A 24,005-nucleotide genomic window follows, 5' to 3' on the forward strand; every position below is an offset into this window, starting at 1 on the left:
TCAAACTCTCCAAATTGGTATTTAGAAAGAGCGATTGCTCATTTTGAAACATCTGACGAGAATTGTTATATTCTCTAATTTGGATCTCACCGAAGTGATTTCCCACTCACTCGTTGTTCAGTTTTCAAAGATCAATGTCTCATCTTTTGTCGTTGATGTTTGTCTCAGCAGCGACCTTTATAATATATCACAGCACCCTTGTTTCAGTCAAGCGTTTTTTTAATTTCTTTTTTCGCTTTAGCTTCCAGCAAGTGATCCGAAGATCTCCTGTCCAAAGGGCCGAGACTTAATGTATCATGAATCAGGAGCCTTCGTCAACCTCTAAAACAAAGTTAATTTTAATCCCAATAACAGCGCCACTCCCGGCAGCCCAAGAATGGTTACAGCACCTATGGTTGTAGGGTTAAGCGGAATGTGCAGATCGCTTACAACTCCTGAGAAATTAACGATATAAATCCCGAGCGCCGCCAATATAAGATGGGTTCCAAATACACTCAACCAAGCCCAGCCCAGTCTTTTCCTGAATACAATCAGGACCAGCAGCGCTGTAGATATAATCAGCACACCCATCGCAACAGTTCTTAGCATTGTTCTCCTCCTCGCTGACTCATTCTGTTCATACTTGCAGCTGGCTCCGGTTAAGCCCCAGCCGCTTGGCATCCTTAAGGTGTATCTGATATTTGCGCTCAGCCGCCTCCAGGATATAGATTGCATAGTCAATCTGATCCTGGCCTAGCGCCTCATCAAACATCAGGTAAGCCCGCTCCCATTCAGACTGCGCTTTACGTACCTCCTGGTATACTGTCCCCCATTCCTCTTCCGTCTGCACTGCCTTTTCCTTATCCGTATTCCCGCTCAACCACTTGGTACTCCACCAACCCATTGCAATCCCTCCTAAGATATATGAATAACTGCAGATACAACCGGTGATTCACACCCGTTAATCTCATACATATCGGAATAGGGACAAACTTAGAACCGGGAGAAGGGGCTTAGCAGAACTTTTAGCAGAATATGAGCGCTTCTTCCGAAAATCAAAAAAGGAGCCCGAGGGCTCCCTACACTTATAATACAACAGCACAACACTCAGAACAGCTCACGACGGCCTTCCAGCGCCTTCGACAGGGTTACCTCGTCCGCATACTCAAGATCGCCGCCTACAGGCAAGCCATGGGCTATCCTGGTGATCTTGATCTCAAAGGGACGGACAAGACGCGAGATATACATGGCAGTGGCTTCCCCTTCAATGTTGGGGTTGGTAGCCATAATCAGCTCCTTCACCCGCTCATCGCTGAGTCTGGTCAGCAGCTCCTTCAGCCTTATATCATCCGGCCCTATGCCTTCCATCGGCGAAATTGCACCCTGGAGCACATGATAATAGCCGTCAAATTCCTTGGTTCGTTCGATAGCCACCAGATCCTTCGAGTCCTGAACCACACAGATTACCGAAGCATCGCGGGTTTTGTCCTGGCAGATCCGGCACGGGTCGGTATCCGTTATGTTGCAGCAGACCGAGCAATAATGAAGATTACGCTTGACGCTGACCAGGGCTTTGGCGAAATCAATCACCTCGTCCTCCTTCATGTTCAACACATGAAAGGCCAGCCGGGCAGCTGTCTTCGGGCCAATCCCGGGCAAACGTGTAAAAGCTTCTATTAGCTTGGCTAGCGGTTCTGGATAATACAAAGTATCGGTTCTCCTTTGGCAGGGAGTGGAGTAAGCCTAGAACAAGCCAGGAATCTTCATTCCGCCTGTGAATTTACCCATATCGTTGTTCGCCAACTCTTCTGCCTGGGTAAGAGCATCATTAACAGCAGTGATCACCAGATCCTGCAGCATTTCGATATCCTCCGGATCTACAACCTCCGGTTTGATCTGAATGGACAGCAATTTCTTGTGTCCGTTCACCTGAACGGTAACCACGCCGCCGCCGGATGAACCTTCAATCGTCTTACTGCCCAGCTCTTCCTGGGCTTTGAGCATCTGCTCCTGCATTTTTTTAACCTGCTTCATCATTTGGTTCATATTATTCATAGATCATCTCTCCTTTGGGATGCGCATCTTCGCGCTGATAGCTGAATCCTTATTCTTTTATGACAACAAGGTCTTCTCCAAAGAGCTGGATCGCCTCATCAATCCATGGTTCGGACTTGCCTTCGCCGCTCTCGTGCTCATGCTCCAGACGCAGCTCCTCTGTTCCGGCCGAAGCCGCAGATTTCGTCGCAGCTTCATTCCAGTCACGCATCATCATAGTTACCAGCCGGAATGGCTTACCCAGCTTGGCATTCATTACGTTCTCGATGACCTGCCGGTTCGCAGGCTTCTCGGTAGTATCCCGGTGAATGGTATTCTTAAAAGCAACCAGCACGGCATCTTCCATCACCGCCACCGGCTCACCGTCCACAAACCACGCATGTACCGTGACCTTCTCTTCCTTCACACCCTGAAGAACAAGACTCCACTGCTTATAGACCGCGCTAAAATCAGGACTGTCCTTACCCGCAATAAACTTATCCAGCTGCGGGGGAAGCTTAGAGGCCGAGGATACGCGCGGAGCGCTTGGCGGGGCAGTACGCTGCGCTGCCTGCTCACGCCCGCCGCCGGCAACTCCGCCGGCTTGAATAGCCTGCTCCAGCTTCTTCTCCAGCGCGGCAATCTGCGCTCTGAGCTGATCCAGCTCAACGGACTGTACCTGCGGAGAACCATTTGCAGCTGCAGGTGCGGCTGCATTCACTGCCGGATCGCCTACAGAGGGAGCAGCAGCATCCTGCGGACCGCTGCACAGCTTCATCAGCGCTACCTCGAATATGGTCTGCGGATGTGTAGCATACTTCATCTCTCCCAGATAACGGCTCAGCGTCTCCACAATCAGGAATAAGCGGTCGCGGGTAAAGGCCTTAGCCATATCGCGGAAATCTGCCGGATTCAGCACGCGGTCCGTTAGCTGATCCGCTCCAGGCACCATCTTGATCATCAGTAAATCGCGGAAATAATACAGAAGATTCTCCAGGCACTTATCTGCGCTCTTACCCTCATGCATCATCTGCTCCACAAGCTCCAGCAGCTGCCCCATGTCACTCTCAAGAATAGCATTCGCCAGACGCGCGAACTGCTCGGAGGGGATGCCCCCGGTCATTCCCAGCACCTGCTGATAGGTCACATTCCCATCTGTAAAGGATGAGATCTGATCCAGGATGCTGAGCGCATCCCGCATTCCCCCGTCAGACAGGCGGGCGATATACTGGAGCGCATCTGCATCTGCTGTAATGCCTTCCTTCTGGCAAATCTCGGTCAGGCGGCCCGTCTGTTCCTCCAGTGAGACCCGGCGGAAGTCAAACCGCTGGCAACGCGAGATAATCGTAGCCGGCAGCTTGTGCGGTTCGGTAGTCGCCAGTATAAACATCACATGCTGCGGAGGCTCTTCAAGCGTCTTCAGCAGAGCATTGAATGCCTCTGTTGTCAGCATATGCACTTCATCAATAATATACACTTTACGGCGTACTTCGGTAGGTGCATATTTCACCTTATCCCGCAGATCGCGAATCTCTTCAACGCCCCGGTTGGATGCCGCATCGATCTCCTGAACGTCCATGATGTTGCCTGCCGTAATCCGCAGGCAGGACGGACACTCATTGCAGGGCTCAGGACCCGGGCCCCGCTCGCAATTGACTGCCTTGGCCAATACCTTGGCCGCACTCGTCTTACCGGTCCCCCGCGGTCCGCTGAACAGATAGGCATGCGAAACCCGCTGTTCACGGATCGCATTCTGCAGCGTCTGGATAATATGCTGCTGCCCTACCATATCTTGAAACGACTGCGGCCGCCAGGCACGGTACAGCGCGATATGTTCCACTATGCATTACCCTCTCTCAGGCTGCCGCTTTCCGGCATTTGTCGCTAATTTATTATACTATATTCCCAAGTCTTTGACCAAGCAGAAGCGGCTCACCGTCCGAAAGGTAAGGATATTTGTCAGAGCGGGAATAATATCTTATTACCTAGGATACCTAGAAAAACAAAAAGCATCTTTGCTTGTAGCAAAGACGCTATCATCATCCTTATTTAAACCGTGCACCTGTTATTGATGGCTGCGATCCAAGCGGTAACCCTACAAAACTGCTCGGGCTAGGCCACCCTCCGGCACAAGAGCAAACTCGCTTATGGCTGCTTCCTTCCGGACCTGACCAGGTTCACAAGCACTCATTGCGGAGGACCCAACCGTCAACACAGCCCATAGGAACCAAGGCCTCACATCGACAGCACCTCTAACAGGAATTCAACCTCGCTACAGCGGATTGCGAGTTACAGGGCACCGCTACCTCCCCGTCTAGCACGGCGAAGATAAGTATAGCTTACGGACAGGCAAAAATCAACTATGCAATATTAGACACCGTATTTCTTCTTGAATCTGTCCACACGGCCGCCGGCATCCAGGAACTTCTGCTTACCGGTGAAGAACGGGTGACAGCTTGAGCAAATTTCGACGCGAAGCTCCTGTACTGTCGAGCCGGCTTCAAACGTGTTGCCGCAAGCGCAGGTTACCTTCGTTACATTGTACTTGGGTTGAATGGTTGTTTGCATATGAAATCTCACCTCTCACGCCCTAAGCCTCATGCGGGCCTAGAGTTATATGATTACGCAAGCTACATTCTAGCATGCAAGGCCCAGGCCCTGCAATAGGCCAGCCGTTCTTAAAAACCTAAGGCCTAAAGCTGCACTCTGCGCTGCTTGGCACGGGCCAGCTCAGCAGGGGGGACATGGGTAAAGGAACCAATCACAACCTCCGGGAGCTCCTCACGGAAGATCTCCAGCATGGTCTTCATTCCAAGGATCTCACCCCGTGCAGGGGGAATAAGCTCCAGATAGCTCTCCGGGTCAATATTGAGATTACGCATCTGAATGAGCTTAAGATCTGTACGTCTGACGAACTCCACCATCGCTTCAATCTCTTCCTCACGGTCTGTAACCCCCGGGAAAATCAAATAGTTAATGGAGGTGTATACGCCTTGTGAGGCAGCGTACTTCAGCGACTTCTCCACGTTAGCCAGCGTATACCCGCGAGGCTTGTAATAGGCGTTATAATGGTCATCCAGCGCACTGATGGTACTAACCCGCATCAGATCAAGACCGGCATCGACAATGCCGCGGATATGATCGCTTAAGCCGGCATTGGTGTTAATATTGATATAGCCCATATCCGTAATGGACCGGACTTCACGGATAGATTCAATAATCAGCTTCGCCTGCGTAGAAGGCTCACCTTCACAGCCCTGTCCAAAGCTGACAATGGATTCCGGCGTCTTCAGGTGCTCCAGCATCACTTGCGATACTTCGTTCACTGCCGGACGGAAGCTCATCCGTGTCTGCGGGGACACAAACCCGCTGTCATCGGGCTGTTCAGAGATACAACCGAAGCAGCCGGCGTTGCAGGAGTATGAGACCGGAACAGCGCCTTCCCAGCGGCCGAGGAAGGTATTGGACGAGGTTAAGCATTCATATTCCAGCGCGCAGTTGGACAAGTGATTATACAGACGGTTCTCCGGGTATTTGGCAGTCAGTTCGCCCACACCAGTCCTCACATCGTCCCGGTCGCAGTTAAGCGGGTTCCACTGCTCCGGATCATCCGTAAGATCAGCCGCCACATAGAATCCGCCGTCCTTCCATACTACAGCGGAATATCCGAAGAGCGGAAGCTTGTAGGTCTTGTCTGTCTTGACGTAACCGGGAAGGCACAGACGGGTGTATCCCTGCGGCAGCAAGGCTCCAACAGCCTGCGAACCTGCCGGCAGGGGCAGCATCTCGCCGGTCTCCGGATTCATCCCAATCGCCCGGGTGCTCGGGAGCCCGACCAGCGTGGCCCCCTCAGGCAGCGGAACCAGCTCTTCCTCCAGTATCTCAACGATCATATCGCCACTGCGGGCCAGGGCATACAGCTCGGGATGATCATATACGTTTCCTTGTTCGTCGGCATATACCAAATACATGTTATTCTCCTCTTGTTATCTATTCTCAGGTAGTCGGCACAGAAGGCGCCTTGGGACGCGTGGTGCGGCGGGCGGACGAGCCGCTGTTCGAGGTACCGCCTTTGCTGGCCGTACCGCTTGCTGACGAGGAATCCTTGCCTCCAGCCACATCGAAGGAGGCCAGGAACTCCGCATTCGTCTTGCTGTCACGCAGCTTCTTCAGGAATCCTTCTACGAAGTCATAGGATTCATTCATATTTTTACGGATCGACCAGATGGTATCCAGCTCTTCCTTGCTAAGCAATACTTCTTCACGGCGCGTACCCGAACGGCGGATATCAATTGCCGGGAAGATCCGGCGTTCAGCCAGCTTACGGTCCAGATGGAGCTCCATGTTCCCTGTACCCTTGAATTCCTCATAAATAATATCATCCATCCGTGAGCCGGTATCAATCAGTGCGGTGGCAAGAATAGTTAAGCTGCCGCCCTCCTCCACGTTACGTGCGGAACCGAAGAAACGCTTAGGCCGATGGAACGCGGCAGGATCAATCCCTCCGCTAAGTGTCCGGCCGGATGGCGGAACTACGAGATTGTAGGCACGGGCAAGACGGGTAATGCTATCCAGCAGAATAACGACATCCTTCTTGTGCTCTACCAGACGCAGCGCGCGCTGAAGCACAAGCTCTGCCACTTTAATATGATTCTCCGGCAGCTCATCAAATGTCGAAGCCACTACCTCACCTTTTACCGAACGCTGCATATCCGTTACTTCCTCGGGACGTTCATCGATCAGCAGAACAAACAGTGCAATCTCGGGATTGTTCGTAGAGATACTGTTGGCAATTTCTTTGAGGAGGAGCGTCTTCCCTGCTTTGGGAGGTGCTACAATCAAACCGCGCTGCCCCAGACCTACAGGAGCAAGCAAATCCATGATACGGGTCGATAAATGAGTTGGGGATGTTTCGAGCGGCAGCTTATCTTGCGGATAAAGCGGCGTAAGCGCCGGAAAATGTAACCGTTCAGCTGCAGTTGCCGGGTTCTCGCCGTTGACGGCATTCACCTGCAAGAGTCCGAAATAGCGTTCGTTCTCCTTCGGCGTCCGGCATTTCCCGGAGACCAGGTCACCGCTTCTAAGGTCGAACTTGCGGATCTGCGATGCAGAGATATAGATATCCTCCGCACTCGGCAAGTAGTTAATCGGCCGAAGGAAGCCATAGCCTTCCGGCAGAATCTCAAGCACGCCTTCCATAAACATTAGACCGCTCTGCTCTGCCTGTGCTCTAAGAATAGCGAAGATTAACTCCCGCTTCTTAAGCGTTCCGTAATAAGGAATCTGGTATTTCTTGGCGAGCTTATACAGATCGGTAAGCTTCATTTCTTCCAGATCGGAAATTTGAAGATCCATGTGCTATAACCACCTATTCAATTTGTGTATGATGAGTTCTAAACTATGAGTCTATGAAAATGCTTATTAGGATAGGATTACCCGAATTGGAAGGAGATATGCATTTAAGCAGCCAATTTCTGCCCTTGCCAATCCGGGTATTCTCATTATTCGTTCTCGCGCCAGACATCGGCTCCCAGACTGCGAAGATTACTTACGAGGTTGTCATAACCGCGGTCAATATACTCTACACCTGTCACTTCGGTGATACCTTCTTCAACAGTAAGACCGGCAATCACCAGCGCTGCGCCTGCACGGAGGTCGGCAGCCTTCACCTTGGCTGCATTGAGCCGGCCCCCTTCAATGATAGCGGAACGTCCCTCTACACGAATCTTAGCGCCCATGCGGACCAATTCAGGAACATGCTTGAACCGGTTACTGTAGACGAAATCGCTCAGGACGCTAACGCCTTCAGCCTGAGTCAGCATGCTCGTCATTGGAGATTGCAGATCGGTCGCGAAACCGGGATAGATCAGCGCCTTGACATCCGCGTGCTGGTACTTGGCCTTGCCGATCACCCGGATACTCTCATCCAGTTCTTCTATGTCAACTCCCATTTCCAGCAGCTTGGCAGTGAGCGCCTCCAGATGCTTGGGAATCACGTTATCAATTAAGACATTGCCCCGCGTAGCCGCTGCGGCAATCATGTAAGTTCCAGCCTGAATACGGTCAGGAATAATCGAATGTCGGCAACCGTGCATTTCGTCTACGCCTTCAATCCGGATTGTTTCGGTACCGGCGCCCTTAATAACAGCGCCCATGGAGTTGAGCAGGGTAGCTACATCTATAATCTCAGGCTCTTTAGCCGCATTTTCAATAATTGTAGAGCCTTTGGCACGGGAGGCCGCGAGCATAATGTTAATAGTGGCGCCGACACTGGATACATCCAGATAGATCTTGGCACCGCGCAGTTCTTTGGCATACAGGTGAATCGAGCCATGGTCATTGGTAACAGTCGCACCAAGCGCCTCAAAGCCTTTGATATGCTGGTCAATCGGACGGGGCTCAAAATTACAGCCGCCGGGTAATCCAATGGTCGCTTCCTTAAACCGGCCCAAAAGTGCGCCCATCATATAATAAGAGGCCCGGAGCTTCTTCACCGGTCCGTTAGGCATGGGAATGGATACGATACGGGAGGGATTAATTCTCATTTGGCTGCCTGTCCATGACACGCTCGCGCCAAGCTCCTCCAGAATCTCGGAGTAAACGGCAACATCACTAAGCGCAGGCAAATTATCCAGCACAACTTCAGACTCCGCCAAAATGGCTGCAGGAATAAGCGCAATGGCGCTATTCTTTGCTCCGCTGATGGTAACAACGCCCTCTAGCGGACGTCCGCCGCCAATCATTAATTTTTCCATAAATTTATCTGGTTCCCCCTACGTGTATTGCAGCTTGTTGTGGCAATACCAGTTGTGGCTTAAGGTGACATAAGGACTGCTTGTGATTGGTGATTAGAAGAAGAAACGGCTGCGCCGCCCTTACCTGAAGGACGGCACCCGTTTCTGAGGAAAACGAAATAGCTTGTGCGGAAAAACGTTATGCGGCAGGGTAATTAGGCTTTGTTGCTGGATCCGAATTCGCGGATTTTGCCGATAACAGTCTGCTTGATAGCATCGCGGCCCGGTGCGATGAATGTACGCGGATCGTAAGCATCCGGCTTAGCAGCAAGAACTTCGCGGACAACCTTAGCGAACGCGATTTGGTTCTCAGTGTTAACGTTGATCTTGGAAGTACCCAGGGAGATGGATTTCTGAATGTCATGTACCGGGATTCCAGTACCGCCGTGAAGTACAAGCGGAAGGTTAACTGCATCGCGGATTTCTTCCATTTCCTTGAATCCAAGGTTTGGTTCGCCCAGGTAAGGACCGTGTACGGAACCCAGTGCAGGAGCCAGAGTGTCGATGCCTGTTTCTTTAACAATGCGTACGCATTCGTTAAGGTCAGCGTATTGGATGCCGCCGATAACGTCATCTTCCTGTCCGCCTACAGTACCAACTTCTGCTTCTACAGAAACACCTTTAGCGTGAGCATAATCAACAACCTTCTTGGTCATCTCAATGTTATGATCAATCGGGTGGTGGGAGCCGTCGATCATTACGGAAGTAAATCCGGCATCGATAGCTTCTTTACATTTGTCAAAGCTTGAACCGTGGTCCAAGTGGATGGCTACAGGAACGGTGATTTTCATGTCATGAATAAGACCTTCAACCATCTTAACTACTGTGTAAAAGCCGCCCATGTGACGAGCTGCGCCTTCGGATACGCCAAGGATTACCGGTGACTTCTCTTCTTCTGCTGCACCAAGAATCGCTTGCGTCCACTCCAGGTTATTGATGTTGAACTGGCCAACTGCATATTTTCCTTCAAGTGCTTTGGTCAACATGTCTGTCATAGATACTAATGGCATGGTTTCAATCCTCCTAAAATATTGGGTTGCTTATATAAGCCGACATCACATACAGGCCTATTATAGCACATCCTGTGTTAAATACTAAATAGGATACACAAAAAAATGTCCCGGTGGGACGATATTCAGCCAACCCTTTGCCGGCGGACCATTTGCTCATTTTAGCGTATCCATAACAGGATGTCCCCAAACTATAATTTCTAAGCTAGCTGCATTGATCTACTGATTTGTTGTGCAGGTGCATATTGACGGCAACACGCATCTCATCGATATCAAACGGCTTGGTAAAATGCATCAGGGCTCCCAGTTTGGTCGCTTCCTTAATCATGTCCAGCTCTCCGTAGGCCGTCATCATAATGACCTTGATCGCCGGATTAAGCTCCTTCAGATGCTTGAGAATCTCGAGTCCGTCCATCCCCGGAATTTTCATATCCAGCAAAACCATATCCGGCGATTCGTTCCTGACAATGTCCAGCGCCAATTTCCCGTTAGCTGCCTGAAAGGTGGCATAACCTTCACTATTGAATACTTCCATGAGAAGAATCCGGATTCCATTCTGATCGTCGACGATTAACACTTTTTTCTTTTCCATACGTTACCCTCCCAGAGTTTAAGGCAGATTGTCCATACCGCGCCCTCTCAACAGCTAACGGCCCCGCTTCAACTTAGTCTATACGAAACCTATTATTCGTGCTTTGCAGCCAAAATCCTGCTAATTGGCTAAAATGCGTAAATCTATGCCATATAAAGGAGGAATTCCGGCGAAAAAGCGGGAATACAGTCCCCTTGCATTCCGGGAGCTATTGTGCAAAGGGTGTTTTGTCAAAAAGAAAGCCCCCGTACCGGGAGCTCCTCACAGGCCTGTCTGGCCTATTCATTCTATAGTTACATTTGCTCGGAATGTGTAAGCGAGGCTTTGACAAATTCACGGAACAGCGGCTGCGGACGATTCGGACGGGAAGTGAATTCCGGATGGAACTGCACGGACAGGAACCACGGATGACCCGGCAGCTCCACAATCTCCACCAGACGTCCGTCAGGCGAGGTTCCCGAAATAACCAGACCTGCCTTCTCCATCTCATCACGGTACGCATTATTGAATTCATACCGGTGACGGTGACGTTCGTAGACCAGCTCATCGTCATAGCAGGACATAGCCAGGGAATCCGGCAAAAGCTTGCAAGGATACAGGCCGAGGCGCATCGTGCCGCCCATATCTTCGATATCCTTCTGCTCTGGCAAAAGGTCAATCAGCGGATGCGGAGTCGCAGGATCGATCTCGGAGCTGTTCGCTCCTGCCAGTCCCAGCATGGAACGGCCGTACTCGATGACAGACACCTGCATTCCCAGGCAAATGCCGAAGAACGGAATGGACTGCTCCCGCGCATAGCGGATGGCCGAAATCTTACCTTCGATTCCCCGGTCACCGAAGCCGCCTGGAACCAGAATACCTCCGATGCCGCCCAGCAGCTCGTCCACATTCTCATCCGTCACCAGCTCTGCATCAACCCACCGGAGCTTCACTTCGGCATTGGAGGCAAACCCGGCATGGGACAAGGATTCAACCACGCTCAGGTAAGCATCGTGCAGCGCCACATACTTGCCGACGATGGCAATCTCAACGGTACGCTCCAGCTTCTGAATCCGCTCCAGCATGCTCTCCCATTCGCGCATATCCGGTGCAGGAGTGGTCAGCTTCAAATGATTGACGACGATCTCATCCAGACCTTCGTCGCGCAGATTCAGCGGCACTTCATAGAGCGTCGAGGCATCGCGGCATTCCACAACGGCGTTCGCATCAATATCACAGAACAGAGCCAGCTTGGCTTTCATATCGTCGGTGAGCGGATATTCCGTACGGCATACGATCACATTGGGCTGAATCCCGATGCTGCGCAGCTCCTTGACACTGTGCTGGGTCGGCTTTGTTTTCACTTCTCCGGCTGCTTTGATATAAGGAATCAGGGTTACGTGAATGTACATGACATTCTCCCGGCCGATGTCGCTCTTGATCTGACGGATGGCTTCCATGAACGGTAGACTCTCGATGTCGCCCACGGTGCCGCCGATTTCGGTAATCACTACATCGGAGCCGGTCTCACGGCCTGCACGGAAGACGCGTTCCTTGATTTCGTTCGTAATATGCGGGATAACCTGTACGGTTCCCCCTAAGTATTCCCCGCGGCGTTCTTTGCTGATGACCGAGGAATAGATTTTGCCTGTGGTTACGTTGCTGTTCTTGGACAGGTTAATGTCAATAAACCGCTCGTAATGCCCAAGGTCGAGGTCGGTCTCCGCGCCGTCATCGGTCACGAATACTTCCCCGTGCTGATAAGGACTCATTGTTCCCGGGTCCACGTTAATGTAAGGATCGAATTTCTGGATCGTTACCTTGAGCCCTCTGTTCTTGAGCAGTCTGCCCAGCGAAGCAGCGGTAATGCCTTTGCCAAGGGAAGACACAACGCCACCCGTTACGAAAATATACTTTGTCACTGTAAAACCCTCCTAAATAAAGTCCAGAAATTCAGGGGACGCTTGCCCCTTATCGTATCCCTTTTTTCCATCATCCAACCGGGGAACCCGAAAGTTGCTTCCACCCGCCAAAATTCAAGGCCGGCAGCCTGGAAATCGCGGAAAACCGCAGCTTCTTGGCATACAAATTAAGCGAAGCCTATTCCTTCTTATCTTGTAAAAAAACAAAAAAGTGACACCCGTAGACCCGGGGCACTTTTTATTTTAGAAAACAATATTAACTTTCATTATAAGCCCATGCAATAGTTTACTCTGAGCGTCCCGCCCCTGTCAAGGGAGGAATTGCGCGCTGCAAAGACTGTTCTAAAATTTATCTTCCTCGTCCTCATCGTCGGCATCGTCTTCTTCGCCGTCTTCGGAATCTTCATCATCCGATTCGTCTTCGTCAATGTCGTCTTCATCGATGACCACATCTTCGTCAACTTCCTCTTCGCTGTCGTCGTCAGAATAGAGGTCGTCGCGATCTTCGTCAATCGCATCGAAATCCTCTTCCTCGGCAGCATAATTCTCTTCTTCATCAGTGAAGTCGTCATCTTCCAGATCGTCGTCTTCGTCGTTGATAATCCGCACACGCTTGGTGTTGCCGACAGGGTCATCGGAGCGTTCGAGCGGGTACCAGCGCTTCAACCCCCACAGGTTGGTTCCGACACAGGCAAAACGTCCGTCAATATTAATCTCGGTATATAGCTGGGCGATCGTATCTTGGCTCTCTTGATCGGTCAACCCGCGCAGCTTGGCAACCTCCACCATCAGATCACGGTAGTAGTAAGGCGTATTGGCTGCCTTAAGCACCAGGAAGGCCAGGTCTACCATCGGCATTTCTTTTACTTTCTCAGGGTCCAGCTTTAAATTGAGTGGCGTACTCACTAAAGGACACTTCCTCTCACGCATTGTTCACATTCAATCATGCTTCATTCATGATATCCATTAACAAAACTAAGTAAAACCTATTTGCGGGTAAATTGCAAGTCTATTGCAGCAAGATCAGGGAAACAGATTCTGCGGTCCTGCCGCTGGAAGAAGGCTTGTCCGCCTGGACAGGGCAATAAATGGGATGAGCATGGACGGGCTTTTCATTCCAAAAAGGCGGAGGGGTTACCCCTCCGCGCATGACTGTATCCACGCCAAGGATCGGCTCCTTACGGGATGTTGCAGGGCGCCTCGCGGTTCCCTCTGTTTATTTTATGTAAACTCCAGCCTTTTGACACGATGGGCAGCCTATTTCGTTAAAAAAGGGCAAGTTCCCATTCGGACGCCATCCCCCTTTCATACAATATGGCAGCACGGCACCGAGGAGGGGACGGCGTAACCTATGGATTATTACGGATTTTGGCAGATGCTGCTTGAAGAAATGAAGGCTGCCTCCAAAAGTGCACCACGGCACATTGTGACCTTCAACGACCCCCGCATGTATGCCGGCGCCTTGTCGCAGTGGAAATCTCTGAAGAGTAAAAAGCCTGGCCTGCGGCAGGTTCAGGTCTCTACGCTGATCCGGGCTTTTTTCGTGCCCGCCGCCGGAGCAGAGCGGCTGATGGACCGTTATGCAGATTCCCTCAGTATAGAAGAAGACCACCGGATTAAGGTTCACTCGCCCCTGGCGGACAAAAGCGGTTCCGCCCTGATGCCCTGGGGGATCAGGGCCATCCGTGCTCCGCAGGCCTGGTCCAGATCGACCGGCGTCCATGTGAAGATCGGCGTCATCGATACGGGCGTCGATTTCCGCCACCCCGATCTCCGGCATTCTCTGGCCTCCGGGGTCAACCTGCTGAACCGCGGCATGATGCCGCTGGATGACAACGGCCACGGCACGCATATTGCCGGCACCCTGGCGGCGGCCGGGGGCGCGCGCAACATGATGGGCGTAGCCCCCCGGGCGCTGCTCTATCCGGTCAAGGCCTTCGACCACAACGGCTCCGCTTATGTGTCGGATATTGTCCTTGGCATCGATTGGTGCGTACAGAACAAAATCGATATCATTAACATGAGCTTCGGGATGAGGAACCGGAGCAAGGCTCTGCATGATGTGGTGATCAAGGCCTACCGGGCCGGGATTGCCATCATCGCTTCCGCCGGCAACGACGGCAAGCGCGGCGGGGATTACCCCGCGCGCTATCCGGAGACGATTGCCGTAGGCGCCCTTGACAGAAGGCAGCGCGTCGCAGCCTTCAGCAACCGCGGACCGTACATCGATGTGTACGGTCCGGGCGAGGGCATCCCCTCCTGCTGGCTGCGGGAGGGGTACAAGGAAATGAGCGGCACCTCCATGGCGACCTCGCATGTCACCGGTGCCGCGGCCCTGCTGCTCGCGCTGCGGCCGGGGCTGTCGCCCCGCGAGCTGAAGCTGCTCTTGCGCCGCACCGCCTCGCCGGTGCGGCTGCGTAAGGGCCAGCGCCGCGCATCGCTGGGCGGCGGCGCGGCCGATGCGCTGCGGCTGCTGCGCGTAGGCATCCGGGCCCGGCGCGGCAGCGGCAGCGCCGCTAGCGCCGCAGGCAGCGGAGCCGGTGGCAGCGGCGGAAGCAGCAGCGGAGCGAAGGCCGCTGCGGCGGCAAAGGCGTAAGGTACAGTGGCATAATGAGATCAAAAAGCGCCGCCCCCAGAAAATAGGGGCGGCGCTTTCCAAGTATAGTTACATCCGGTCCGGTGCGGTAACACCAACCAGCCGCAGGACATTGGCAATGGCCGTCCGTGCAGCGCCCAGCAGGGCAAGGCGGGCTACCGTCTGAGCAGCATCCTCAGTGATTACGCGCTCTGCCTTGTAGTAGCTGTGGAACAGCGAAGCCAGGTCGTATACATAACGGACCAGGCGGTGCGGCGCATAGCCTTCGGCGGCAATGGTAATCTCTGCAGGCAGTTCACCGATTTTGCGGAGCAGATCATATTCATGTACGGCAGTCAGCTTGCTGTAATCAATCTGGGCTGCATCCGGCACTACAATCCCCTGCTCCTCCGCTTGGCGGAATATGCTGCAAATCCGCGCATGTGCGTATTGTACATAGAATACAGGGTTCTCATTGGATGTCGAAATCGCCAGATCCATGTCAAAGTCCAGATGCGAATCCATGCTGCGCATGGTGAAGAAGTAACGGATTGCGTCGATTCCGACTTCCTCCATCAGGTCTTCCATCGTGACGGCTTTGCCGGTACGCTTGGACATCTTGACCTTCTCGCCGTCCTGGAACAGGCTGACCATCTGGGCGATCAGCACTACGAGCTTCTCGGGATCATTGCCGAGCGCCGCCATGGCCGCCTTCATCCGTGGGATGTAGCCGTGGTGGTCGGCTCCCCAGATGTTGATCATCGTGTCGTAGCCGCGGCCGTATTTGTCGCTGTGATAGGCGATATCCGGTGTGAGGTACGTATACGTGCCATCGTTCTTGATCAGCACACGGTCTTTATCATCGCCGTATTTGGTGGTCGCAAGCCAGGTGGCGCCTTCCTTCTCATAGACTTCTCCGCGCTCGCGGAGCTCATCCAGTGAACGCAGCACTTCTCCGTTCTCATAGAGGGAGGTTTCACTGAACCAGATATCGAAGTTAACCCGGAACCGGCTGAGGTCGCGTTTGATTTTGTCCAGCTCCTTGGCAAGCCCGTAGGTACGGAAGAATGCCGCCCGGTCGCCCGGTGTCATAGCCAGCAGGGAATCGCCCTTCTCCGCCACCAGCTCCTTGGCGAAGCCCTTGATGTCCTCTCCATGATAACCGTCCTCCGGCATCTCGGCCGGCTGGCCCAGCTCCTGCAGGTACCGGGTCTCGATGGATTTGCACAGATTGGCGACCTGGTTGCCGGCATCATTAATGTAGTATTCCCGGGTCACGTTGTAGCCGGCATAATCCAGCACGTTGCACAGGGCATCGCCGACCGCAGCCCCGCGGGCATGTCCCAGATGAAGGCTCCCGGTAGGGTTCGCGCTGACGAACTCCATTTCTACACGCTTGCGCTGGCCTATGTTCACACGGCCATAACCGTCACCCTGCTCGGCCACAAGTGCGATCACGGGGTAGAGATAGCTTTTGGACAAAGTGAAGTTAATGAAGCCCGGTCCGGCAATCTCCGCCTTCTCGATAGAAGCGCGGCCCGTATCCAGATGCTCTATAATCGCCTCGGCGATCTGCCGGGGGTTACGCTTAGCTATCTTGGTCAGCTGCATCGCAGCATTCGTAGCCATATCTCCATGGGCCTTGTCCTTCGGTACTTCCAGCACAATGGCCGGCAGCTCTTCGCGGGACACCAGACCTGCGGCTACGACCGCATCGGCGATGGCCTCCTTCACCCGTTCATGGGCAAGCTGGAGCGGATTTAAAGATTGTGTCATGATTGTGGTTCCTCCTGTATATTCAAACTTATAGCGAACTGTCCTGATATTTCCCCGTATACGTAGAGATCATATTCCCATGAAACGGCAAGCGATCTTCCTTCGCGCTTGATGTCCAGTGTCTTCGTGTCTGTGGTGAGATTGAACTGTGTATAAGGCGAGCGGTAGAATCCGGGCAGCGGTTGCCCCAGCTCAAAGGACTGCTCCGACTGGACAGCGCCATGGCGGATCAGCTTGATTCTGCCCTCTGAAATCTTCAGTGTGTTGCGTACCGCAACTGCTGCGCCTTCGGGCGCGGTCTGCTGCTCTTCATAAATGATGTACAGCGCCTGCCCCTTGGCAATAGCCTCTCCTGCAGCATGTACCACACTACGCTCTGTGCCCTGCACACTCTCCAGCGTTACCGAAACGCCGTATTTGCCTTGCGGTCCTTCAGTCATCACATGTTCCCCGCTTATTCGTACTTGTAATCATAGAGGTCATATTCGCTTTCCCATTGTACACTATATCCAGATCAGGAGGGCAATTCAATCGCTTTTTCATCTGCCTTGGCCCTCACAGCGGCAATAACGCCACTCTCTCCCTGCCGCGAAGCTGGCTGATCATCGATGTCCAGGCTTCCGGCTTGCCCTCCAGCACGGCGTAATAACGGGTCAGGAAATCGGCCACCAGCGGCGCCGCGAGGCTCTCCAGCTCCTCATCTCCGGGCATGAAGCAGAGGTCCAGACCGGACACGGCCTCGCCATCTCCCTGCCAGGAAGGGTGGACATAGGGAATATCTATTCTTTTATAGCCCAAATGCGACAGAACTTCACGGCGGACGTACGGGTCCATCGGCTTAATTCCGCCAAAATCATATCCCACACGGTACGGATCATAGATCTCAGCGAACATCCCCAGCAGCTCCGTGTGATTCTCAGCCGCCAGCTTCTCCAGGTCCTTCAAGCGTTGACGCGCCAGAAAACGGCCAATGCCCAGCCCTTCCCGTCCAATGATGGTGAAATCGGTCATCGCTACATTCCAGTCGGCATAGTAACGGTATTCCGTAGTGCCTACAACCTTCCCTTCATGCACCGCAGCGAACACGCGTATTCCCGGATCGGCAAGCGGCTCCTTCCACAAGCTGTACTCCAGCACTTCCTCGGGCGGAAATACATCCGACAGCAGCTGATGCACCTCTCTGAACAACGGGTCGGCAATATCTGTAATTCTTCTATAATCCATAGTCAAGGGATCTCCTCCAAGTGATAGGCTGTATTCATTTATTGAAAAGGATTCCGCCATTCCATCAGCGCTGCGTAATTCCCTGATTCCTCGTCCTCCAGATAACCTGCGACCACACGAACGGGAGACCGGCCGCACCGCAGCAGAAAAGTAATCACCGGATCAGACCAGCTTCCGGCGATAACCCCGGCCAGATACTCTTCCGCTGTCATCTGCCCGGCCACCCGGTGATAGCCCGGCATCCGGCCCGCTCCCAGCAGCCGCTCCAGCTTCTGTTCCACGACCACATGGTATAACGACTGGACCAGCTCCTTGCCCAGACCCAGCTTGCGGTATCCGGGACGGACACACAAATCCGCGATATACAGCGTGTTCCCGCCCGGCTGATGCGTAGTGAGATAACCGTCTGCCGTAACCTCTGACCACGTATGATGATGCGCCTGCGCCTCCGGGTCAAAATTCATCAGGAATCCGGTAACCGATCCGGCCAGCTCCCCGGCCACCTCTACACATAAGGCCCCTTCCGGAAAAAGTGTCACGTGATTCAGCAGCTGCTCCCGGTTCCACCACAGCTCCGCAGGATAAGGCGGCGGGAACGCCTCGGACTGAATCGTGATCAGCTCGGTGAAGTCAGCTTCCGTATAGGAACGGATCACCGCAGGCACCGGCGTCTTGCCGTCCAGAGCGTAGAACTTCTTATAATACATCCGTTTGTCTCCCCCTTACGTCCAGTCGGTGTACAGATCGGTGCGGCGGTCACGCCACGTCGTTACAGATCCGTGTTCCCGGACGCGGTACAGCAGCTCCAGATCCAGATCGGCGGTGATGATCATATCGTTGTTGATCTCTCCTTCGGCCAGCAGACCCTGCGGAGGGAACGGAATGTCATTGGGTGTGATAATCGCCGCCTGGCCGAAGTTGGCCCGCATCAGATCAACGGTAGGTAAGGAGCCTACGGTCCCGGTCAGCACCACGTAGACTTGATTCTCGATAGCCCGCGCGTGGCTTGTATACCGTACCCGGTGGAAGCCGTGGCGGTCATCCGTGCAGGACGGGCAGAAGATCACATCTGCGCCCTTGGCCCGGGCCATGCGCACAATCTCAGGGAATTCAATGTCATAGCAGGTCAGCATGGCAATGGTCCCATGATCTGTCTGGAATACCTGAAGCTCCTCACCCGCCCCCATATTCCAGCCCTCTACCTCAGCAGGGGTAATATGCAGCTTGGCCTGCTCGGCAATTCTTCCGTCCGGGTAAAAAAGATGGGCTACATTATACAGCTTGCCGCTGCGCCGCAGCACATGGGTCCCCCCAATAATGTGTACCGCATACTTCCTCGCGTACCCGGAGAACATCTCCAGGTAACGATCCGTGAACTGCGGCAGATCCTCAATCCCCAGCGCCTCCCCGTCCTCGCCTCCGATCGACATCAGCTGTGTCGTAAGAAATTCAGGGAAGAGAATAAATTCGGCGCCGTACTCGCCGGCCGTCTTGATATAGTGCTCACACTCGGCAGCAAACTCCCCGAAGGAGGAGATGGTGTGCAGATGATATTGTACAGCAGATACGCGAAAAGCCATGGCGGCAGTCCTCCCGGGCATGATAGTTACATGCATTTTCATAAGTATCTAAAATTTTACCATAACCGTTCACAAGTAGAAACGGCTTTGCCGTCCTTTTAAAGGACACTCCCAAGTTCCCCGCCGGGTCGGGCAAGTTCCGCTTTCTCTGCCAATGGTGAATATCTCCTCTCATCCTTTCCCATAATGAGGAATACAAGCCGCGGCAGCCCTCACGGGGCCAGCCTGTGTCACTGCTTGAATTCGAAGGAGCCTGATACCATGACGCGCGATTCTGCCACACCCAAAGTCCGCAAACGCCGCTTCCGCCTGCTCTTTCGGCTGCTGGCCGTCTCCGCCCTGCTCTTCCTCCTGGCAGCCGGCGCTCTGCTTGGATACCTATATCAGAAGCCGCTCCCCCCGCTCGGGGATGATGTCCGCTCCAGACTGCTTGACGCACGGGGCAATGTGATGACCACCTTCACTACAGACGGCCGCAGCCGCGAGCCTGTTGAGCTTAACCGGATCTCCCCGCTGCTCATCAAGGCCACGCTGGCTGTGGAGGACCGGAAATTCTATAATCATATCGGCTTTGATCTGAAAGGCATGGGGAGAGCGGTGCTCGCCAATCTGGAGGCGGGCAGACGCACGCAAGGGGCCAGCACCTTAACCCAGCAGCTCGCGCGCAATCTGTACCTGACCCATGAGAAGACCTGGACCCGCAAGGCCAAGGAAGCGCTATACACTCTGCAGCTGGAAATGAAATACTCTAAGGATGAAATTCTGAATATGTATTTAAATGAAATCTACTACGGACACGGCGCTTACGGAATCGAGGCTGCGGCCCGGATGTATTTCGGCAAAGCTGCCGCAGATCTGGATCTGGCGGAGAGCGCCCTGCTGGCCGGAGTGCCCAAGGGACCCACCTATTATTCTCCTTATAATCATCTGGACAGCGCCTTGAAGCGTCAAGGCATTATCCTGGCTGCCATGGTCGAGACGGGGGATATTACGGAGTCGCAGGCACAGGAGGCCGCTAAGGAGCAGCTGAAGCTGAGCCCGCAGGGTCAAAAGGATACCACGGTGGCTGCACCCTATTTCCGCGATTATGTGCGCAGTCAGGTGATCGACAGCCTGCATATCAGCAGTGACGAGCTGGACCGGGGCGGGCTGAATGTCTATACAACGCTTGACCCGGATATGCAGCAGGCTGCGGAAGCGGCGGTGGATCAAGGGATGGACCACAGCAGCGAGCTGGAGACGGCCCTCGTCTCTGTTGATCCCCGCACCGGCTATGTGAAGGCTATGGTCGGGGGCACGAATTACCGGACCAGCTCCTTCAACCATGCGCTGGCGAAGACGCGCCAGCCCGGCTCTTCCTTTAAGCCGATTATGTATTTGGCGGCGCTGTCGACCAAAGAAATGACCGGCTTGTCCGTCTTCAACAGCCAGCCGACGCTGTTCCATTATGATAACAACCGCAAGACGTACCAGCCCCGGAATTTCGGGGATAAATATCTGGGAGAGATTAATATGCGGCAGGCCATTGCTGCGTCCGACAATATCTATGCAGTGAATACTATTATGAAGATCGGGGCAGATAAGGTCGCCGCCATGGCGGCCGCCATGGGGATTAACAGCCCGCTGCAGAGCGTTCCTTCTCTGGCGCTTGGAACCTCGCCTGTCAGCCCGCTGGAGATGGCCGCAGCCTTCGCAGTGATTGCGAATGGCGGAGTGAAGCAGCCGGTCACTGCGGTCCTGAAGATCACGGATGCGGGCGGACATCTTCTATATGAAGCTCCGCAGCCAGAGGGTCAGCCCGTGGTTGAGCCGGCAGCGGCTTACGTGTTAACCCGGCTGATGGAGGGGGTCTTCGAGAGCGGAGGCACCGGGAACCGGGTGGCCTCGATGATCAAGCGTCCGGTTGCCGGCAAGACCGGCACTACAGATACCGACGGATGGATGGTAGGCTTCACGCCTGAGCTCTCAACCGCCGTCTGGGTCGGATACGATAAGGGCCGCGATATTGCGACCACCGACGGCAGGCGGGCAGCACCGATCTTTGCCGGATTCACGGAAAAAGCACTGGAGAATGTGCCGCCGAAGATTTTTCCCATTCCCGATGGCGTGGTCAGCGTATATGTCGATCCGCTGTCCGGCATGCTGGCTACAGCAGACTGTCCGGAGAAAAAGCTGGAGACCTTCATCAGCGGCACAGAGCCTACCGCATATTGTGACCAGCATAGCTCCGGTGAACCCGGTGCTTCCGGAAGCTCCGATCCTTCCGGCCCTGCCGATCCGGTCAAGGAAGAGCATTCCCTATGGAATAATATCAAGCGCTGGTGGATGAACTAACCGGGGATTGCCGCTCCCCGCTGTCTGCGATACGATGGGGAGACTGGCAGAGGCGTACGCCCGCCTAACTCCGCCGCAGGAAGGTGTGTCATCCATTCATGAAGCCGAATCACTCCGCCGGCCTTGAGCCGGACGCGCCACAGCTGCTCCAGCCTGAGCTCTACAAGCTCCCGGCAGTTGAAGCAGCACCGCGCCTTCTTGGCCAGCATCTCGTCCGCCGCACAGAAGACGGGGACATCCGCTGCCGTATTGTGGAGACAGAGAGCTATGGAGGCGCTGAGGATAAAGGCAGCCATGCGTATGGCAGCCGCCGGACCGCCCGTACAGAGGTCATGTTCAGCGCCGGAGGCGCAGTGTATGTATACCTGATCTACGGCATGTACCATTGCCTGAATGTCGTAACTGCTGCACAGGACGAGCCTCATGCCGTTCTGATCCGGGCAGTAGAACCGCTTACGGAGAGAGATGCCGAGCTTATGAAGGCATACAGGGGAGTTGCCGTGAGGAAGCCCTCGGATCTCTCGGGCGGGCCGGGCAAGCTGTGCCGGGCGCTGCGGATTGACAAGAGTCTTAACAATACCAGGTTCGATCTGCCGGAAGGCCCGCTGAGCATCGAGCAGGGGGATGACCCGGAGTCCCTGGATATTGTCGAGGCCCCGCGCATCAATATTCCTTATGCGGAAGAGTATGCCGGGCGCCCCTGGCGCTTCTATCTGAAGGGCAATCCTTATGTCTCGGTCAGCGATCCGCAGGCACAGCCCCACAGGCTGGTCTAAAGGCCTATACTGCTGTTTCGGCTGTGGTATATTGGGTATTAATAAGAGAACCCTAATCAGCCTCTCCCTTGGAACTTTCCAGGCGGAGAGGTTTTTCTTCTATATTTTGATCTCCGCACCCTCAGGCGCCAAAAAATGATAAACACTCCTATAAAATGACAATAAATCCCCCTATTTGTATACGCTTCCCCCGTTCTCTAAACTTACAATTACTGCTATAATCATATATATCTACAAAAAATATAAAGATGTAAATGAGGGACATGGGATGAAAGATACAGGCATGATCCGAAGCTTAGACAGTCTCGGAAGAATTGTGGTTCCCGTAGAAATCCGCATGACACGTAATATTGACATTGGGGATCCTATCGAATTTTTTATACTGGATGAGGATATCATCGTCCTCCGAAAGTACACCTCCACAGAATGCACCTTTTGCAGAAGTCTTGATCATGTGACCTACTATAAGGATCAGTTCATTTGCAACACCTGTCTGAAGGAGCTTAGTGACCCCGACCGCGGATCAGAACCCATCCATGCCTCCCCTAGTTCAGCAGAAGAGCATCCCGAGCCAGCCCGCGGGGGACGGAGAAGCAAGACCGAAGAAATGAGTCTGCGTCTTATGAAAGCGATCGAAGATCATCCCTATGCCAACCAGAAGGAGCTTGCCGAGGTTCTCGGCATCAGCCAAGCCAGAGTCAGCCAGCTCAAGCGCAAGCTGAACACTCCCGGCAGAACAGATCCGCAGTAACCGTTATCCATTCATCCCTGTTTAGACATCAGATAAGGCTTGGCCCCGTTGGGGCCAAGCCTTAATTTTTGGGCGAAGCATATAACCTGATATTCTATTCCGATAGCGCAGCTTTCAGCTCCTCAGGCGAAGCGGCCCACCACTCTTCATTATGGGCCATCAGCAGGGATTTCAGCGCTGCCCGCTCAGCACTTCCAAGTCCATCCAGAATAAGCTTGCGCTTCAAGGCCGCATCCAGCTTATTGACATGATCCGCAAGAATCTTCCAGCCGCGCCGCGCTTCGGTGTCAATCCACATCTCACAGGCGGTAATTCCGCCGTAGAACTGTCCCTCCGGGGTACGGTCAACGGCGACCCATACGACCCATACCTGTCTTCCCGCCGGAACATCCTCACGGTTCATAGAGAATTTAATTCCCTTCTCCACTTTGCTCTTGGCATGCATGGCACCTATATCAATAACGGCGATGCCCTGATCAATAATGACAGGCGATACATTGTTCAGATCAATCGAGCCTGCACCGAAGCCTTTATGCTTGGCTCTGGCGTTCACAATATTCAAGGCAATTTGTTTTTTGCCCTCCGGTTGTACGTTATCCACATGTGCACATCCTTTCCATTCACTAATTATTTAATTTTAGCTAATAATGCGGCGATTGCAAACATATACATCCCGTAG

23 protein-coding genes and 1 other RNA gene are annotated in these 24,005 nt (G+C 53.6%); 4 read left to right on the top strand and 20 right to left on the bottom strand.

The genetic code is table 11. The features are described 5' to 3' along the window. Positions 1–321 precede the first annotated feature (321 nt). The 14 genes from NST26_RS33695 to rpoE all read right to left on the bottom strand — a co-directional run bounded on the left by NST26_RS33695 (position 322) and on the right by rpoE (position 13,216). A complete protein-coding gene (locus NST26_RS33695) occupies positions 322–588 on the bottom strand; it encodes a pro-sigmaK processing inhibitor BofA family protein (RefSeq protein ID WP_340956869.1) in 267 nt (88 codons plus the stop codon). Between the two features lie 28 nt (positions 589–616). Beyond that, positions 617–883: a DUF2508 family protein gene (locus NST26_RS33700; RefSeq protein ID WP_076084853.1), complete on the bottom strand. Its 267-nt coding sequence runs from the start codon at positions 881–883 to the stop codon at positions 617–619. A gap of 203 nt (positions 884–1,086) precedes the next feature. Continuing rightward, positions 1,087–1,686 (bottom strand): recombination mediator RecR, encoded by a 600-nt coding sequence (recR, locus tag NST26_RS33705; RefSeq protein ID WP_036698882.1) that lies wholly within the window; start codon positions 1,684–1,686, stop codon positions 1,087–1,089. Between the two features lie 36 nt (positions 1,687–1,722). Then, the gene (locus NST26_RS33710; RefSeq protein WP_036698884.1) at positions 1,723–2,034 is read right to left on the bottom strand and encodes a YbaB/EbfC family nucleoid-associated protein; all 312 of its coding nucleotides are present in this window, start codon (positions 2,032–2,034) and stop codon (positions 1,723–1,725) included. A 49-nt stretch (positions 2,035–2,083) separates the two neighbouring features. After that, the gene (gene dnaX, locus NST26_RS33715; protein WP_209879484.1) at positions 2,084–3,853 is read right to left on the bottom strand and encodes a DNA polymerase III subunit gamma/tau; all 1,770 of its coding nucleotides are present in this window, start codon (positions 3,851–3,853) and stop codon (positions 2,084–2,086) included. A gap of 214 nt (positions 3,854–4,067) precedes the next feature. After that, positions 4,068–4,336, bottom strand: an RNA gene (ffs, locus tag NST26_RS33720) — signal recognition particle sRNA large type. A gap of 47 nt (positions 4,337–4,383) precedes the next feature. After that, the gene (gene rpmE, locus NST26_RS33725) at positions 4,384–4,581 is read right to left on the bottom strand and encodes a 50S ribosomal protein L31 (RefSeq protein WP_036724459.1); all 198 of its coding nucleotides are present in this window, start codon (positions 4,579–4,581) and stop codon (positions 4,384–4,386) included. A 125-nt stretch (positions 4,582–4,706) separates the two neighbouring features. Then, the gene (locus NST26_RS33730; RefSeq protein WP_340956871.1) at positions 4,707–5,984 is read right to left on the bottom strand and encodes a radical SAM protein; all 1,278 of its coding nucleotides are present in this window, start codon (positions 5,982–5,984) and stop codon (positions 4,707–4,709) included. A 25-nt stretch (positions 5,985–6,009) separates the two neighbouring features. Beyond that, the gene (rho, locus tag NST26_RS33735; protein WP_076162080.1) at positions 6,010–7,368 is read right to left on the bottom strand and encodes a transcription termination factor Rho; all 1,359 of its coding nucleotides are present in this window, start codon (positions 7,366–7,368) and stop codon (positions 6,010–6,012) included. Positions 7,369–7,514: 146 nt separating this feature from the next. After that, entirely contained in the window at positions 7,515–8,768 is a 1,254-nt protein-coding gene (locus NST26_RS33740) for a UDP-N-acetylglucosamine 1-carboxyvinyltransferase (RefSeq protein WP_036724455.1), read from the bottom strand. A 194-nt stretch (positions 8,769–8,962) separates the two neighbouring features. Further along, positions 8,963–9,817: a class II fructose-1,6-bisphosphate aldolase gene (gene fba, locus NST26_RS33745; RefSeq protein WP_036724454.1), complete on the bottom strand. Its 855-nt coding sequence runs from the start codon at positions 9,815–9,817 to the stop codon at positions 8,963–8,965. A gap of 205 nt (positions 9,818–10,022) precedes the next feature. Continuing rightward, entirely contained in the window at positions 10,023–10,409 is a 387-nt protein-coding gene (locus NST26_RS33750) for a response regulator (RefSeq protein WP_036698896.1), read from the bottom strand. A gap of 293 nt (positions 10,410–10,702) precedes the next feature. Continuing rightward, positions 10,703–12,310: a CTP synthase gene (locus NST26_RS33755; protein WP_036724451.1), complete on the bottom strand. Its 1,608-nt coding sequence runs from the start codon at positions 12,308–12,310 to the stop codon at positions 10,703–10,705. 342 nt (positions 12,311–12,652) lie between these two features. Beyond that, on the bottom strand, positions 12,653–13,216 hold the full coding sequence (gene rpoE, locus NST26_RS33760) for a DNA-directed RNA polymerase subunit delta (protein WP_036724449.1): 564 nt from the start codon (positions 13,214–13,216) through the stop codon (positions 12,653–12,655). Between the two features lie 445 nt (positions 13,217–13,661). Here rpoE and NST26_RS33765 point away from each other — a divergent pair, with 445 nt between their 5' ends. Beyond that, positions 13,662–14,906 carry a S8 family peptidase gene (locus NST26_RS33765; RefSeq protein WP_339252749.1) on the top strand — a complete coding sequence of 415 codons (1,245 nt, stop codon included), beginning with the start codon at positions 13,662–13,664 and terminating at the stop codon, positions 14,904–14,906. A gap of 69 nt (positions 14,907–14,975) precedes the next feature. On the opposite strand, the gene argS is transcribed toward NST26_RS33765, so the two are convergent. The 5 genes from argS to NST26_RS33790 all read right to left on the bottom strand — a co-directional run bounded on the left by argS (position 14,976) and on the right by NST26_RS33790 (position 19,465). Continuing rightward, positions 14,976–16,661, bottom strand: coding sequence for an arginine--tRNA ligase (argS, locus tag NST26_RS33770; RefSeq protein ID WP_340980903.1), 1,686 nt, complete (start codon positions 16,659–16,661; stop codon positions 14,976–14,978). Next, on the bottom strand, positions 16,658–17,101 hold the full coding sequence (locus NST26_RS33775; RefSeq protein WP_340980905.1) for a DUF1934 domain-containing protein: 444 nt from the start codon (positions 17,099–17,101) through the stop codon (positions 16,658–16,660). The genes argS and NST26_RS33775 overlap by 4 nt, the downstream gene beginning before the upstream one ends. Before the next feature lie 115 nt (positions 17,102–17,216). Then, positions 17,217–17,885 (bottom strand): GNAT family N-acetyltransferase, encoded by a 669-nt coding sequence (locus NST26_RS33780; protein WP_340980906.1) that lies wholly within the window; start codon positions 17,883–17,885, stop codon positions 17,217–17,219. Between the two features lie 38 nt (positions 17,886–17,923). Further along, on the bottom strand, positions 17,924–18,592 hold the full coding sequence (locus tag NST26_RS33785) for a GNAT family N-acetyltransferase (protein ID WP_076084838.1): 669 nt from the start codon (positions 18,590–18,592) through the stop codon (positions 17,924–17,926). Positions 18,593–18,607: 15 nt separating this feature from the next. Further along, positions 18,608–19,465, bottom strand: coding sequence for a carbon-nitrogen hydrolase family protein (locus tag NST26_RS33790; RefSeq protein ID WP_036724439.1), 858 nt, complete (start codon positions 19,463–19,465; stop codon positions 18,608–18,610). A 261-nt stretch (positions 19,466–19,726) separates the two neighbouring features. Between NST26_RS33790 and NST26_RS33795 the strand changes: the two genes are divergently transcribed. The 3 genes from NST26_RS33795 to NST26_RS33805 all read left to right on the top strand — a co-directional run bounded on the left by NST26_RS33795 (position 19,727) and on the right by NST26_RS33805 (position 23,326). Beyond that, positions 19,727–21,799, top strand: a complete 2,073-nt coding sequence (locus NST26_RS33795; RefSeq protein ID WP_209879501.1) for a transglycosylase domain-containing protein — start codon at positions 19,727–19,729, stop codon at positions 21,797–21,799. A gap of 98 nt (positions 21,800–21,897) precedes the next feature. After that, positions 21,898–22,575: a DNA-3-methyladenine glycosylase gene (locus tag NST26_RS33800; protein ID WP_340980907.1), complete on the top strand. Its 678-nt coding sequence runs from the start codon at positions 21,898–21,900 to the stop codon at positions 22,573–22,575. Positions 22,576–22,843: 268 nt separating this feature from the next. Continuing rightward, the gene (locus NST26_RS33805; protein WP_036724433.1) at positions 22,844–23,326 is read left to right on the top strand and encodes an AbrB/MazE/SpoVT family DNA-binding domain-containing protein; all 483 of its coding nucleotides are present in this window, start codon (positions 22,844–22,846) and stop codon (positions 23,324–23,326) included. 94 nt (positions 23,327–23,420) lie between these two features. On the opposite strand, the gene NST26_RS33810 is transcribed toward NST26_RS33805, so the two are convergent. Beyond that, on the bottom strand, positions 23,421–23,927 hold the full coding sequence (locus tag NST26_RS33810) for a YwhD family protein (protein WP_036724431.1): 507 nt from the start codon (positions 23,925–23,927) through the stop codon (positions 23,421–23,423). Positions 23,928–24,005 lie beyond the last annotated feature (78 nt).

The sequence above is a fragment of the Paenibacillus sp. FSL R7-0128 genome (assembly GCF_038002245.1).
In the GTDB taxonomy this organism is placed as follows: domain Bacteria; phylum Bacillota; class Bacilli; order Paenibacillales; family Paenibacillaceae; genus Paenibacillus_AQ; species Paenibacillus_AQ silagei.